General features: G+C 70.0%; 14 protein-coding genes. 2 read left to right on the forward strand and 12 right to left on the reverse strand.

Annotated elements, in window-relative coordinates:
• Positions 1-311: 311 nt before the first annotated feature.
• The 9 genes from AB0K28_RS48050 to AB0K28_RS48090 all read right to left on the reverse strand — a co-directional run bounded on the left by AB0K28_RS48050 (position 312) and on the right by AB0K28_RS48090 (position 9,240).
• A complete protein-coding gene (locus tag AB0K28_RS48050) occupies positions 312-1,721 on the reverse strand; it encodes an NADH-quinone oxidoreductase subunit N (RefSeq protein ID WP_364384345.1) in 1,410 nt (469 codons plus the stop codon).
• On the reverse strand, positions 1,718-3,223 hold the full coding sequence (locus AB0K28_RS48055; RefSeq protein WP_364384348.1) for an NADH-quinone oxidoreductase subunit M: 1,506 nt from the start codon (positions 3,221-3,223) through the stop codon (positions 1,718-1,720). Before AB0K28_RS48055 ends, AB0K28_RS48050 begins: the two co-directional genes overlap by 4 nt.
• Positions 3,224-3,227: 4 nt before the next feature.
• Positions 3,228-5,165 (reverse strand): proton-conducting transporter membrane subunit, encoded by a 1,938-nt coding sequence (locus AB0K28_RS48060; protein WP_364384351.1) that lies wholly within the window; start codon positions 5,163-5,165, stop codon positions 3,228-3,230.
• Complete coding sequence (locus AB0K28_RS48065) at positions 5,162-5,464, reverse strand: NADH-quinone oxidoreductase subunit K (protein ID WP_364384354.1); 303 nt, start codon at positions 5,462-5,464, stop codon at positions 5,162-5,164. Before AB0K28_RS48065 ends, AB0K28_RS48060 begins: the two co-directional genes overlap by 4 nt.
• Positions 5,461-6,021, reverse strand: a complete 561-nt coding sequence (locus tag AB0K28_RS48070) for an NADH-quinone oxidoreductase subunit J (protein WP_364384357.1) — start codon at positions 6,019-6,021, stop codon at positions 5,461-5,463. The genes AB0K28_RS48065 and AB0K28_RS48070 overlap by 4 nt, the downstream gene beginning before the upstream one ends.
• 13 nt (positions 6,022-6,034) lie before the next feature.
• On the reverse strand, positions 6,035-6,958 hold the full coding sequence (locus AB0K28_RS48075) for a complex I subunit 1 family protein (protein ID WP_364384360.1): 924 nt from the start codon (positions 6,956-6,958) through the stop codon (positions 6,035-6,037).
• Positions 6,951-8,123 (reverse strand): hypothetical protein, encoded by a 1,173-nt coding sequence (locus AB0K28_RS48080; protein ID WP_364384363.1) that lies wholly within the window; start codon positions 8,121-8,123, stop codon positions 6,951-6,953. Before AB0K28_RS48080 ends, AB0K28_RS48075 begins: the two co-directional genes overlap by 8 nt.
• A complete protein-coding gene (locus AB0K28_RS48085; protein WP_364384366.1) occupies positions 8,114-8,464 on the reverse strand; it encodes an NADH-quinone oxidoreductase subunit A in 351 nt (116 codons plus the stop codon). The genes AB0K28_RS48080 and AB0K28_RS48085 overlap by 10 nt, the downstream gene beginning before the upstream one ends.
• Before the next feature lie 467 nt (positions 8,465-8,931).
• The gene (locus AB0K28_RS48090; RefSeq protein WP_364384369.1) at positions 8,932-9,240 is read right to left on the reverse strand and encodes a hypothetical protein; all 309 of its coding nucleotides are present in this window, start codon (positions 9,238-9,240) and stop codon (positions 8,932-8,934) included.
• 62 nt (positions 9,241-9,302) lie between these two features.
• On the opposite strand from AB0K28_RS48090, the gene AB0K28_RS48095 reads away from it, so the two are divergent.
• The gene (locus AB0K28_RS48095) at positions 9,303-10,673 is read left to right on the forward strand and encodes a DUF2254 domain-containing protein (RefSeq protein ID WP_364384372.1); all 1,371 of its coding nucleotides are present in this window, start codon (positions 9,303-9,305) and stop codon (positions 10,671-10,673) included.
• Positions 10,674-10,690: 17 nt separating this feature from the next.
• Here the strand turns inward: AB0K28_RS48095 and AB0K28_RS48100 are convergent, their stop codons facing one another.
• Genes AB0K28_RS48100 through AB0K28_RS48110 form a run of 3 tightly spaced genes read right to left on the reverse strand, consistent with a single transcriptional unit; the run spans position 10,691 to position 12,181 of the window.
• Positions 10,691-11,149, reverse strand: a complete 459-nt coding sequence (locus AB0K28_RS48100) for a YetF domain-containing protein (protein WP_364384375.1) — start codon at positions 11,147-11,149, stop codon at positions 10,691-10,693.
• 25 nt (positions 11,150-11,174) lie between these two features.
• A complete protein-coding gene (locus AB0K28_RS48105) occupies positions 11,175-11,684 on the reverse strand; it encodes a hypothetical protein (protein ID WP_364384378.1) in 510 nt (169 codons plus the stop codon).
• A gap of 41 nt (positions 11,685-11,725) precedes the next feature.
• Complete coding sequence (locus tag AB0K28_RS48110; RefSeq protein ID WP_364384381.1) at positions 11,726-12,181, reverse strand: sigma factor-like helix-turn-helix DNA-binding protein; 456 nt, start codon at positions 12,179-12,181, stop codon at positions 11,726-11,728.
• Between the two features lie 428 nt (positions 12,182-12,609).
• Between AB0K28_RS48110 and AB0K28_RS48115 the strand changes: the two genes are divergently transcribed.
• Complete coding sequence (locus AB0K28_RS48115) at positions 12,610-13,782, forward strand: cation:proton antiporter (RefSeq protein WP_364384384.1); 1,173 nt, start codon at positions 12,610-12,612, stop codon at positions 13,780-13,782.
• The last annotated feature ends 443 nt before the right edge of the window (positions 13,783-14,225 follow it).

A 14,225-nucleotide genomic window follows, 5' to 3' on the forward strand; every position in this document is an offset into this window, starting at 1 on the left:
AGAGTCAAGACACCGCCAGAAGGTTTCGCTATCCGTCACCGCACGCGACCTGCTCAACCGGGACGGCTCCATCGCCGCCCACTTGATCGGCGCTCCTGCCGAATGGATCGAGGCATACGTGCCGTCACCACCCGGGTCATGATGATCAGGCACGCCACCCTGCTTCTGACCGTGCTCGCCAGACTGGCACGCGGGAACGCTGTCCGCCCCTGCAGGCGAAGCACCGGTCACCAGGACCGTCACGAGGATGACCGGGTCGTGTCACGGAGTGACCAGGCAGCCGCGCGTGATCAGGGGTGTGTGGACCGGCGTCAGAGTGCCAGGTTGCCTTGCAGGAAGGGGAGGACGGTTCCTCCCGCGATGCCCAGGGCGAGCGAGAGCGCGCCGGCGACGTAGGCCACCCCGGTAGGCCAGGAGCACCGGCTCGCGCGAGGGAACGCGGCGACGGGCGCGGGCCGGAAGAGCGGGGTGAGCCAGCGCAGGTAGTAGAAGAGGGAAACCACGGTGTTGGCGACGGCCAGGACGGCGAGCCAGGCGTAACCGCCGTCGATCGCGGCGCTGAAGACCTCCAGTTTGCCGAGAAAAACACCCGTGGGCGGGGTGCCGACCAGACCGAGCAGGCAGACGATCAGAACGGCGGCCAAGCCGGGACGGTGGCGGGCGAGCCCGCGGTAGTCGTTGATGACACGAGCATCAGACAGTTCGGTCACCACGGCGAACGCGCCCAACTTGGTCACGGCGTAGGCGGCCAGGTAGAACAGCAGAGCCGGCTGGGACAGATCGCTGCGCGTGGCTACGGCGATGGCCATGAGCAGGTAGCCGACCTGGCTGATGGTGGAGTAGGCCAGCAGACGCTTGACCGAGGTCTGGAAGAACGCCGCCAAGTTGCCCAGCGTCATGGAGGCGGCGGCGAGCACGGCGACCAGCAGGGGCCACTCGTCTCCCGAGGGGAGAGTCTGGTGCAGGAACCGGTAGGTGGCGATCAGCGCGCCGATCTTGGGCAGGGTGGTGACATAGGCGGCGATGGGCGCCGTCGCTCCGTCGGCGACGTCGGCCACCCAGAAGTGAGCCGGTACGGCGCCGGCCTTGAACAGCAGCCCGGCCAGCACCGCGACGAGCCCGGCGGCGACCAGGGCGTGCGGAGCAGTGTGCAGCTCCGCGCGCAGACCGGCGTACACGGTGGTGTGGCCCGCTCCGTACAGCGTGGCCACTCCGGCCAGCATCACGGTGCCCAGCAGCGCTCCCATCAGGTAGTACTTCAGGGCGGCCTCGGTACCGGCACCGTCCTTGGCGAAGCCGGCGAGTGCGTAGGCTGGGATGCCGGCTAGCAGAAAGCCGGCGAAGAGCATCAGTAGATCACCGGCACCGATCATGGCGAGGGTGCCGGCGCCGGTCAGGAGCAGCAGCACGTAGTACTCGGCCTCGCGCTTGTCTCGCCGCATCCTGGTTACGGACATACCGCAGACCAGCAGCAGGGCAAGGAGAACGATCAGCCGGCCTACATGGGTGGCGGTGTCGACGGCGAACGTACCCGAGAACACGGTCTGGGTCCGCCCGAGTCCGCCTGCGGTCGTGCCGATGCCGATCGCGCAGGCCACGGCGGACAGGGCCGCGATGATCCATTGGCTGCGCCGGGGCAGCCAGGAGCCGGCGAGCAACCCGGCGACGGCTGCGGCGAGGAGCACGATCTCGGGGATGAGGGCGGGCAGATTCTTGTTCACCGCGCGACCAGCCCCACGAGGACCCGGCCGGCCGGCTCGACGACGTCCAGCAGCAGGCGTGGGGCGACACCGATGAGCAGGGCGAGCGCCAGCAGCGGCACGATGGACAGCGTCTCGGTGCCGGCCAGGTCGCGCAGGCCGTTCACATCGGTGGAGGGCGGCAGGCGCACAGCCCCCAGGAACATGCCGCGCAGAGCTCGTAGGAACAGCGTGGCGGTGATGACGATGCCGGTCAAGGCCACGGCGGTGGCGACCGCCTGGGAGGCCAGGCTTCCAGCGAAGATCTGGAATTCGGCGATGAAGCCGGAGAAACCGGGGATGCCGAGGCTCGCGAACGCCGCGACGCCCGTCGCCGCCGCCAGTCTGGGCGCCGGTCCTGCCAGTCCGGAATAGGCGTCCATCTCGTAGGTGCCGCCACGGTTGTAGAGCACCCCCGTGATCAGGAAGAGGGCGCCCGTGATCAGGCCGTGGCTGACCATCTGGGTGACTGCTCCGGTGACCGCGAGGGCACGGGCCCCGGCATCGGTGCCGGCCAGCACGCCTGCCGCGCCGACCGCGAGGAAAACGTACCCCATGTGGTTGACGGACGTGTAAGCGACCATGCGCTTGAAATCGGTCTGGGCCAGGGCCACCAGGGCTCCGTAGACGGCGGAGACGGCACCGACGACGATGAAGACCAGAGCGTAGTCCCGCCAGCTGCCCGGCAGCAGCGGCATCGCGATGCGCACCAAACCGTAGGTGCCCATTTTCAGCAGGATACCGGCGAGAATGGCGGATCCGGCGGCCGGCGCCTCTGTGTGCGCGGGCGGCAACCAGGTATGGAAGGGTACCGTCGGCGTCTTGACGGCCAATCCGACGCCGATCGCGAGCAGCACCATGGCCCCGTACCCGCCACGCCCGGCCAGCGGGTTCGCCCGCGTCAGCTCGACCAGGTCGAAGGTGTGCGGAACGGCGGCCAGGTACAGGCCGATGAAACCCAGGAGCAGGGCGAGCGAGCCGACGAACGTGTAGAGGAAGAATTTCAGCGCCGCCGCCCGTCCGCGCTCGCCATGGCCCCAGCCCGCGATGACGAAGAACATGCCGACGATCGACAGGTCGAAGAAGACGAAGAACAGAATCAGGTCCTGCGCGACGAACAACCCCAGGCAGACCGTCTGCAAGAACAGGAACAGGCACACGTACGAGCGGACCCGGCGTTCCTCCTGCAGCGAGTAGACGGCCACGGCGAGGAAGAGCAGACAGGTCAGCGCCACCAGTGGCAGCGACAGGCCGTCCACGCCGACGTGGTAGCTCACCCCGGCGCCGGGCATCCAGCGTAGCCGCTGCTCGTACTGCAGGCCGCCGCCGACCCGGAAGCCGAGCCACGCGACGATGACGAGCAGCAGGTCGGCCACCGCGACGGCGACCCACACCCCTACGTACGTGCGGTTGCGAAGTCGGCGCCGCACTAGCAGCAGCACGGCACACGTCAGCAGCGGCAGGAAGACGATCACGGTCAGCACACGGTCACCCCATCAGCAACACGAGAAGGAGCAGCGCCGCCAGGCCGATCACGGCTTGGGCGTAGTACTGGTGCAGCAGCCCTGTCTGTGGGCGGCGCGCCCACCGCCCGAGCCGGCGCACACCGGCGGCGACCGTGCCGACCACAGCGTCGATTCCGCCGTCGTCGGCACGGGCCGACCACCTGGCCGCCGCCAGACTCGCGCGTGCCACGCCCTGCACCGCGCCGTCGATGCGGCGATCGTCGAATCCGGCCGACAGTCGAGCGACCGACAAGGTCGCGCGCGCCAGCCGCTGCACCGTTGCGTCGATGACGCGCTCGTCGAAGTCCGCGAGGAATCTGGCCAGCGCCATGACCGGGCGGACGATCAGCTTCCGGGCCGCCCGCTCCAGCCCCAGCCACCCGGCCGCCCATCCGATCGCGGGCAGCGGGCGCGGTCCCCGCCACCAGGCGAACGCCGCGACGGCCAGGGCGGTGCCCGCCGACAGCGCGACCTCCCACGGTTGTGGAGAGGGCTCCCCGGCACCGCCCACCGCCGCGCGCAGCCAGCCGGCCGGCCCAGGCAGTGCGAGCACTCCCAGCGTGGCGGCGGCGAGCGCCAGCACCAGCAGCGGCGCCCGCATAAGCGGCGTGACCCGGCGGGTGCCCCGCTGTTCGCTGTCGTAGCCGGCGGCGGCGTCTCGTGGCAGGGGCCGCCACACGTACCAGAGCGCTTTGACGCTGTAGAGGGCCGAGACGACGGCCGCCGCGAACCCTGCCAGGTGCAGCCCCCAGCCGTGTTCGCCGGCGGCGGCCAGCACTTCGTCCTTGGCGGCCCACAACGACAGCGGCGGCACCCCCGCCAGGGCGAGCGCCCCCGCGGTGAACGCGGCGCCGACCACCCGATGAGAACGGGCGGCGCCGCGCAGCGCGGGCAGCCGCTTGGTGCCCAGCGCGGACAGCCAGGCGCTGGCGGCAAGGAACAATCCTGCCTTGGTGGCCGCGTGCGCGACGAACTGCGTCGTCGCCGCTGCGACAGCCGCACAGCCCGCACCCAGCACCATGAAGCCGACCTGTGCTGCGGTGGATGCCGCCAGAAGCTGCTTCAGGTCCGTCTGGGCGACGGCGACGAGACCCAGGAGCAGCGCGGTACCCACGCCGATCCACGCCACCAGAGGCCCGGCCCAACCGGTGGCCGCCTGCAGCGGCGCGAGCCGCAGCAACAGGTACGCGCCCGCCGCGACCATCGCAGCCGAGTGCAACAGCGCGGAGACCGGGCCCGGGCCCTCCATCGCTCGTGACAGCCAGAACGAGAACGGCAGCTGCGCTGACTTGCCCAGGGCCGCCACCACCACCCCGGCGGCGACCACCTGCAGCCACGGTGACGCGGCCGTGGGCAGGGCGTCCAGGCGGAGCGAGCCGACGCCGCCGGCCAGGGCGGCACCGGCCGCGAGGTACAGGCCGAGGTCGGCGGTCCGCGTGGTGAGGAAGGCGACGTCCGCAGCCCGTGCCCGCTCAGGCTCGTGCCACCGGTAGCCGATCAGGGCCCAGCTCGTGGCCCCCATAGCCTCCCACGCCATGAGGAGCGGCGGCAGCGTGGTCGCCGTGACGGTGACCAGCATGCCCCCGGCGAACAGCAGCATGAGCCCGAAGAAGCGCCCGCGGTTCGCCTCCGTCCCGAACTCACCGGCCGCGAACACCAGCACGGCGACGGTGACGGCCGCGACGGTGACCACCATGACGGCCGACAGACCGTCCACCCGCAGTCCTGCCTCGATCCCCGCAAGCAGCGGCGTGCTCGCCGCCGGCCGCAGCAGTGCTGCGGCGACGGCCAGGACGAGCGTCACCACGGCGGCCGCGACGCCCAGCGCCGGGGCTTGCCGGTTCCAGCGTCGGCCGGTGACACCGAGCAGCGTTCCTGCGGCCAGAGGCACGGCGACCAGCGCCCAGAGGAGGGCGCTCATTCCTTGAGGTCCTTGGCCATATCGGTCATATCCACTTGCCGGGACCGGTAGATGGCGGTGGTCACGGCGAATCCCATCGCCATCTCGACGGCCATCGCCACAACGGCCGCCACGACGATCACCTGCCCGCTCGCCGCAGGCGCAAGGAACCGCCAGAACGCGGCGGCACCCACGATGACTCCACCGATCATCAGCTCGAGGCCCATCATGATCATGACGATGGACTGCTGGGACAGCGCCCCGAACAGGCCGATCGCGAACAATCCCGCCGCCAGCAGGAGGAACAGCTGCAGGGTCACCGGCCCACCCCGCCGCGCGCCGGATCGTCGGCCGGGTGCTGGTCGAGGTCGTCGCCGAACCGGTCGTAGCGGCCCCGGCGGGTCGCCAGCACGGTGGCGCCCACCATCGTCGCCAGCAGCACGAACCCCAGCGTCACCATCGTCAGCATCTTCCCGCCCATCAGCGACTCGCCGAGCTGGAACGTCGTGTCAGAAGGTGGGGCGGCGGCCGGGGCCGGCCACGGTGCGAGCAGGATCCCGGCGGCCAGGGCCAGGAAGACGCCGGCACTGATGGCCAGCGCGCCGCGCTTGTTGTGCACCATCGACATCGGCATGAGGCCGCCGGGATTCATCATGTACGCGACCATGAACACCGCCATGATCAGCATCTCCATGACCATCATCAGCACGACCACGAGCCCCAGATATGGCAGCCCCAGCAACACCAGCTCGCCGCCGACGCAGATCAGCGCCGCCAGCAGCGCGAACGTGGCCCGTGCCATCGAATTGACACGAAACACCAACGCGCCCCCGGCCAGCGCCGGCGTGGCCAGCAGCCAGAACAGCGCCACCTCCATCAGCGATCCCCTCTCACAGCACGACCAGTGCCGGAACCAGCGCCTGAAGGACGCTCAGGGGCAGCAGGACGACCCAGGCCACCTCCATGTACCGGTCCGCGCGGACCACCGGCAGCAGCCTGCGCGCCCACACCAGCAGCGCGAGCACGGCCACTGTCTTGGCCAGCGACCACACCCAGGCGGGCAGCCAGGGCCCGGCTCCACCTCCCAGAAACAGCGGCACCGCCATGGCCGACCCTGCGGCCAGCCACAGCCACCGGCCGGCTGACAGCAGCAGCCGGTCGGGACCCGACACCTCCCCGAACACGCCCCCGGCGATGTCGCCACCCGCCGGATAGGCGAACGGGCCGGTAAAGCTGAACGCCAGTACGCTGGCGAGATAGACGACGAACGCCACCGGCATCCACACCGCGAACCACAACCCGTCCTGCGCGGTGACGATGTCCACGACCCGCAACGACTGCGCCCCGATGCCCGGCGTCATCAGCGCGAACATCAACGGCAGCTCGTACGCGAGCCCTTGGGCCAGGTAGCGGTAACCGCCTATCAGGCTCAACGCGGCGTTCGGCCCCCACCCGGCCAGCCACAGCCCCGCCCAGGTCAGCACCTCCATCGCGTTGAACCACACCAGTCCCTCGGGCAGGTCGGAGACCACGACCTGCCCGAGGGGCACGACCACGACCGACAACAGGGCCGCGACCGGCACCGTCACCACGCCGATCCGCCACAGCGGCACGTCGGGCGCGGGCAAGCGGCGCGGCTGCGCCACCAGCAGGCGCGGCACCTCCAGCAGTGGACGAGTCACCGCGAACAGGGTGACAGGCCGCCCCGCCGCTCGGGAGGACAGCACACCGTCACCCGCGACCGCCAGCAGCGCGAGGGCCACCAGAAGGGCCGGTGCGGCGAGCAAGCTCCACCACGGTGTGGCGTCAGTCATGAGCCGTCCCCGCCGGTTGGGCCGCCGGCTCGTCCGGGTCCGGATCGAGGCTGGCGACGATCAGCCGGGCCGCGGCCAGTTCAGCGCCCGCCAAGAGGCGTGGCAGCACCTCGGCCAGCGCCGCCGACGGTGGCCGAGGGGCGGACAGCGGGCCACGCGGCGGCTCGTGGCGGACCGGATCGAGCGGTGCGGAGTCCTCCAGCCGATCCATGTCCTGCCGGACCGCCGCCAGCCACAGCCGGTAACGCGCCGAAACGTCGCCGTCCGCCCTCGCCGCCGGCCCGGCGATGCCCGCGGCCGCGGCCTCGCGACCAGGCAGCGGCCCCAGCCCGCGGGTCAGCCAGTACAGAGTGCGCGAACCGCCGACCCGCCGGGTGAAGCCAGCCATAAGCGGCAGGACGGCCTCGCGGCTCGCTTCGCCCAGCAGGGCGTCACGCAGCCGCCGGGCGCTCATGGCCGCCGCCGGCCATCCCGCGACGGCGAGGAACCGTCCAAGGCTGTCGAGATGAGCGGCCGCCCGGCGGCGGGCCGCCTCCCCGGTCCGGACTCGTTCACCTGCGGCGGCCCGCACCCATGGCTCCGTCCAGAAGCAGGCTCCGGCAGGCGTACGGTTCACCGGCCAGTGTGCGAGCTCGGCCTCCTGGACGACATCGCCCTGCAGGGTCACGCCCACCGTCAACCCATGCGGCCAGTCGGGCAGGAACGGCCCGAGCGACACGTGCAGGCGGTCGAGCGTGAGCCCGTCACGATCCGGCCCCCGCTCGGCCATCGGCAGCCCCGCCGGCATCTTCATGTCATCGCCGCCGTCTCCACTGCGCTCGCTTTTGCCGCTTGTACGCTCCCGTGCCCCGTCGTCGTCCGGGTCGGACAGGCGAGCACAGGCGGCGTCGATGACCGTGGCCGCGTCCCGGGGATCCTCGACATGTACCCGCTGGCGCGGAGCGGGCGTGTCCCGCCACAATCGCTCCACCGCCTCGAACCGAGGGTGGCCAGGGCCGGCGACGAGCAGGATGTCGGTATCCGCGGGCGTGAGCGCGATCGGCAGGTCACGCAGGCGAAGCTCCCGTTCCAGGGCGAGCCGTACCGGCGTCCCGCCGGGCATGGTCGCCAGGAACACGTGCGGCCGAGCGGCCACCGCTCGCAGGAGCACGGCGGTCAGGTCCACCGGAGAGCCCCTTCCCGCCAGGCGTAGGCGACACCGGCCAGCAAGACGGCCAGGAAGGTGAACATCTCGATCACCGCGCCCGGACCCACGGTGGAGATGACCTTGATCCACGGGTACATGAACACCATCTCCATGTCGAAGGCGAGGAACAGCATCGTCACCGGATACCAGCGGACGTGGTACCGGCTCATCGCGTGCTCAGCCGGTTCCCCGCCCGCGTTGAAGGGCGCGGCGGCGAGGGGGACGGCGCTAGCACGCGACCACCTCGAGACGGCGTACAACGCTCCCACCGCCAGCAGAGCGACCATGAGCAGGGACACGGGCGCGAAGAATCCGTTCATCGGCCGGCCCCGGCCGAGCCGCCTGATGCGTCACAGCGCGAGGTGAGCATGGCTCTCCTCGCGTAGGCCCCACCCTTGGTGACAGGCTTCTGCAGATCGTCGACGCGCCGGTGAGCCGTCCGTCGGGACGGCACGACCATCTGCCGGCAGAAGGACCCGCACCCACCGGTGCTCTCCGGCGCTGCGGGGCCTTCGGCTTCGATCCAGGTTGTCCGGCCAAGGCGGTCCACTTCTCCAGTCCCTTCATCGATGCGGCGGAGAGCACGACGGTGTTCCCATGCGATGCGCCCCCCTCTTGCCCCGTTTCTCCATCGTCAACCTGGGCTTCAAACGTTAGGGGAACGGCCGCCACGTCGGTTTCTTCAACGCGCGCGCAGTCCTGATCTCCATCGCCTTGCTCATCCGCTCGTGCGAACCTGGCCGTGTCGACCGCCTGTGGCCGGCGGGCGATACGGATGACGCGCGGGTCAGAGCCGGTTATGCCGTCCCAGGTGGGCGAGTAGCCGGGTGAACAGCGAAGCCGTGGGCGGGACCATGATCGCTGCAGCGAACTCGCCGGCGCGGCGCTGGGCGTCGCCGACGCCGGTTGCGGCGAACTGCCAGACCGCGCGCACGATGGCGCCGTCGGCGGGGTAGGGCAGGTGCGCGCCGATGGCGATGTCCCAGCCGTGGATCAGTGACTTCTGCAGGCCGATCGAGGCCAGCACTGTGCCGGGCACGGTGGCGCCCATGAAGGCGAAGCCGCCCCGCGTCGCCGCGTGTCGTACCGGCGCCACCGGCGACTCCTGTGATCCGATGGAGTGCGCGTACAGTCGGTGAAGGAACGGAACTCTGCCGCATGCGGCCATCGGATCTCCGGGGCAGGTTGAGTGTCCTGCGCGACACCCTTCGTACCCAATTGTGGCTTTCGCCTGCCATCGGAGTGGCATTGGCGCTCGCGCTCGGGGTGGGGCTCACTCAGTTGGGGGCCGAGACCGGGGACGAGCTTCCCGCGTGGTTGACGGCCTACCTGTTCGGCGGTGGAGCGAGCGCGGCCAGAACCGTGCTGGAGATCATCGCCGGATCGCTCATCACGGTGACGTCGCTGACCTTTTCGATGACGGTGGTGACGTTGCAGCTGGCGAGCAGCCAGTTCTCGCCGCGGCTGCTGCGTACGTTCTCCAGTGATCGGTTCGTCCAGCTCACGTTGGCGGTGTGCCTGGCCACCTTCACCTACGCGCTCACCGTCCTGCGCACCATCCGATCCCGGCAGGAGGGAGAGGAGTTCGTGCCCCAGTTGGCGGTAACGGTGGGATTCGTGCTGGCGCTGGCCAGCGTTCTCGCGCTCGTGCTGTTCCTCGCGCACCTGGCCCGCAAGGTGCGGGTGGAGACACTGCTGCGCCAGGTGCACCGGGAAGCCAAGGGCACCATCCGGCGTGTCCTGCCGGAACGGGCGCCCGTGGGTGCAGGCTTCGTGTTCGAGCCCCCGCCGTCCGAGGCGCTGTGCCTGCCTGCCGGCGCTTCCGGCTTCGTGCTGAGCCTGGACGAGGAGCGACTGGTGGCCGCCGCGGCGGAAGCCGACGTCGTGCTGTTCATGGAGTGTTGCCCGGGCAGCATGGTGGTATCGGGAACGCCCCTGGGCGCCGGCTGGTCGCGCGCCGACACCGTCCTCGACGCGGGCGCGCGCTCGAGGCTGGTCAGCGCTGTCGCGGCGGCGGTGCGGACCGGGCCGGAGCGCACCGCCGCCCATGACGTGACGTACGGCGTCCGGCAACTGGTCGACGTGGTGGTGAAGGCGCTCTCCCCGGGGATCAACGATCCGACCACTGCCGTGCACGCCTTGGGCCACCTGTCGGCCGTGCTGTGCGAGCTGGCTGGCCGCGAGCTCGGGCTGCACCCGCTGTGCGACCGGCGTGGCACTGTACGGGTGGTGCTGTGCCGGCCGGATTTCGCCGACGTGCTGGGCGAGGCGCTGGTGCAACCGACCCACTACGGTGCGCACGATCCCCTCGTCCTGACCCAGCTGTTCCGCTTGCTGCGCGACCTCGCCTGGTGCACCTCCACCTCCCGGCACGTGGCGATCGCCGATCGCTTGAGGGCGCTGCAGGCCGAGGCGGCCCGCCAGCGGTTCGGGCCGGGGGAGCGGGCCCGACTCACCGCGCTGGCCGAGCAGATCGAGCGGGCGCTCGCGGGCCGGTTCGTGCCTGTCATCCTGCCCGGACGCACGTAGCCGGGGCCATCCGGCCCTCACGTGGGCTGCTCGCCTTGCTTAGGGATGACGCTGATCTTCCCCGAGCGCTCCAGAATCGCGTACTCGATGTCGTCCAATCGCTGTATGCCCTGGCCGGAGCGGGCTTCCTGCAGGACCTGCTCCAGATCGACGTGATGGTGACGCATCGGCTCCTCCAGGAGCCGGCCGCGTTCGATCAGCAGGACCGGCACACCGTCGAGGACCTTGTTGACGCGCTGGAACCGCCAGCCGAGAAAGTCCGCGAACCGGTCCATGCCGACAAGCGTGAGGATGACGAGAACCGCCATGGTGATCGAAAAGTCCTCACCGAGCAGCGCCTGCTGCGTGGCCTCGGAAATGATCAGCAGCAGGACGAAGTCGAACGTGGTCACCTGGGCCAGCGTGCGACGGCCGCTCACCCGGAAAATGACCAGCAGGGCAATGTAAATGCAAGCCGCTCGCAGCACCGCGTCCATACCCGGCTCCTTCTCGTCAGGGTGGTCACGGGTAGGCGAACTGCCAGAACCCGACCGGTTCCTCGCCGGGCGCGCCGACCTTGCCGCGGGACAGGCCCAGCCGACCGGGATTGAGCTCAATCTCGGCCATCACGTGATCGGCCGGGCCGATGAGCGCGAAAGTCAGGACATAGCCGTCGTTCGCCACAATCCACGACTCGGGCGTCGGCACCACTTGCTGGACGTTGCCGGTGGAGAGGTACTCCTTGGAGATCCACACCCGCGCCTTATCGGGCTGACGCACGTCGCGCCGGACCCGCAGCTGCAGACTCGTATCTCCCTGCAACCGGGTGAAGCGCTCGTAATCCATCCGCACCGACCCCGTCGGAGTCACCACGCTCGCCCAGCTCAACGGGCCGGGTCCCATCAGCCCGGCGAGCGCCGCGCCGCCCACGAGCGCGAAGGCGGTCCATCCGGCGCGCTGCAGGCGTGCAGCGAGGCGCCGGCGTGCCGGCTGCTGCGCACGCCACTCACCGCTGCTCATCTGCAGCGTCACATTTCCCCCTTCCGGAGTCACCACGTACGGCCCGCGTAGAGCTACGCCTGCCCCTGTCCGGAGGGCGGCAGCGCCAAGAGCCGGTCGAGGATCGGGTAAATCTCTGCGGCCACCACACCGGGCGACGACGGCAGGGGTGATGAGGAGGTGGTTCGGGGATGTGCAAGGCAAAGAGCTGGAGGCGGTGGAGATCGCCGCCTGGGCGCTCGGCGGCGTGCGGCGGTAACGCGGCGCAGGGCCAAGTGAAGGTGTTGCTGGCTCGCGGACTTGCTGACGCCGAGCATCCCGGCGATTTCGGCGTGGCTGTAGGAGAACGCCTCGCGCGGGAGTAGACGGCCCGCTCGGCCGGGCACGCTCCATGAGCATGAGCACGGCCAGAGACCGACTCGCGCTGCTCGACGGCGTTGGCCGGACCGAGCACCGGATCGTCGTCGAGCGCCCGCCCGCGTGCTGCTCGCCATCCTGTACCGGGCCCGTCTGCTGGTGGCGACTGCCATGCTGCTCCATGCTTAGTAGTACTTTGTTAGTTCGGTATTTCGTGGGACGTTCTGGGCGTGACTCCAGCGGAGCTGGCTAATGTGCGTGACCGTATTGAGGCCTTCGGGGGGTGAGGTGTTCACCTCTTTGGCCCAGTACGAGCCCCGCCAGCGATCCGCTGCCGCCGGCGGTAAGGCGCGGACGGACACGCCTGTCCGGCTGTATGGCGGTCGCCTGGTGAGCGCCCAGGTATAACGTCGGCGGCACGGGGCAAGGGCGGCAGCTCCCCTGCAAGCCAGGAGCAGGTGGCGGAGGCCGAGGACGCGTGAGGGCCGACGCCCGCCCCACGGTGGCCGACGCGGCACCTCCGGAGATCAAGAAAGGGCACAGGCGAGATGACCGCAATGGCGCGGACAGGAACCGGTCCTCGACATGGTGTCGTCCTCCCGTGAACGGCCCCTCGGACATCGTCATCATCGGGTTGTGTTTCGCGGTGGTGTTGTTCGCCGCCGTGCTGATCTCGGGGCTGGCCCGTCGTACGGTGCTGTCGACCGCGGCGCTTTTCCTGGTGGCGGGCTTCGTGCTGGGCGGTGGCGGCGTTTCGATCCTTGAGCTGTCCGGCGATCACAGTGGTGTCAGGACGGTGACCGAGCTGGCGCTGTTCTCGGTGCTGTTCACCGATGGTATGCATACTGGCTTCGGGGATCTGCGGCGCGCGTGGCGGCTGCCGGGGCGAGCGCTGATCCTTGGCATGCCACTGACTTTCGCCATGGTCGCCCTGCTCGGCAGATATGTGGCCGGGCTGGATTGGCCGCACGCCTTCCTCCTGGGAGCGGTCCTCGCCCCCACCGACCCCGTTTTCGCCGCCGCGGTGATCGGACGGCCCGAGGTGCCCCACAGAGTGCGGCACCTGCTGAATGTGGAATCCGGTCTCAACGACGGACTTGCTCTGCCGGTGGTGCTCGTACTCGTCGGCTTGGCCGGACACCGTGACGCCCACGTCCTGACGCTGCTCACCGAGGTCGGGGCGGGTGTGGTGGTGGGCCTGGTCGTGGCTTCGGCCGCGGTGCTGGTGCTGCGCTTCTCGGGCCTTCGCGTCACCTCCAAGTATCAGCCTTTCAGCGCCTTGGCGGTGGCCCTGCTCGTGCTCACGATCTGCTCCGCCACGCACGCGAACCTGTTCCTGGGGGCGTTCACCGCTGGCGTCACCGTCGCGACCGCCGGGCCGGAATTGAAGGAGTCCTTCCAGCAGTTGGGGGAGCAGATCGCCGAACTGCTGAAGCTGCTGTCAGTGTTCGTCTTCGCCGCGCTGCTGACCGTGGACAGCCTGACCGCTCCGGGATGGCGGGGATGGCTCTTCGCCCTCCTGGTCCTCGCTCTGGCGCGGCCCATGGCCCTGCTGCTGGTGCTCACCCGCTCGCCCCTCGATCGGTACGAACGGTTCTCGGTCGCGTGGTTCGGGCCCAAGGGCTTCGCCTCAGTTGTGTACGCCGTGATCGTTCTGGGATCCGGCATTCCGCTGGCCGGAGAGGTGTTCGCGTTGACCGCGCTCGCTGTGACCCTGTCGATCCTCGCGCACTCCTCCACAGACGTGCTCGTGGCACGCCGCTTCCGGTCATAGCGGCGGACGACGCCGGTGCTACCGGCGGTGGAGCCCAGCCCGACGCCTCCCTGCCCGGCCACCACACCCGTGGCGACCTATGGCGACGCCCGAGGTCCGTCTCCGATCGGCTGGACCTCCGCCAAGCCCGTCAGCGATGGGCAGAGGACTTCACCTCGTCTGGACATCCGGTGTCGCTCCCTGCTCCGTCTTCGACCGCATGGACGTCGATTACCGGGACGACACCGTGCAGGTCACGTTGTACGAGGGCGCTGATCGGAACGACCGCGAACCGGTGTGTACGCAGATCGCCATCCACAAACAGACAATCGTTCCCCTGCCGGAACGTCTCCCCGGTCGCGAGGTGGTGGGGGCTCACCCCGAAGTGTGGACACCGGTTGTCATGCGGCGAGCAGCACCCTATCGACGGTTTGCTGCTCGTAGTCGATCGGGCTGAGGTAGCC

It is taken from the genome of Nonomuraea sp. NPDC049504 (assembly GCF_040676845.1).
Classification (GTDB): domain Bacteria; phylum Actinomycetota; class Actinomycetes; order Streptosporangiales; family Streptosporangiaceae; genus Nonomuraea; species Nonomuraea salmonea.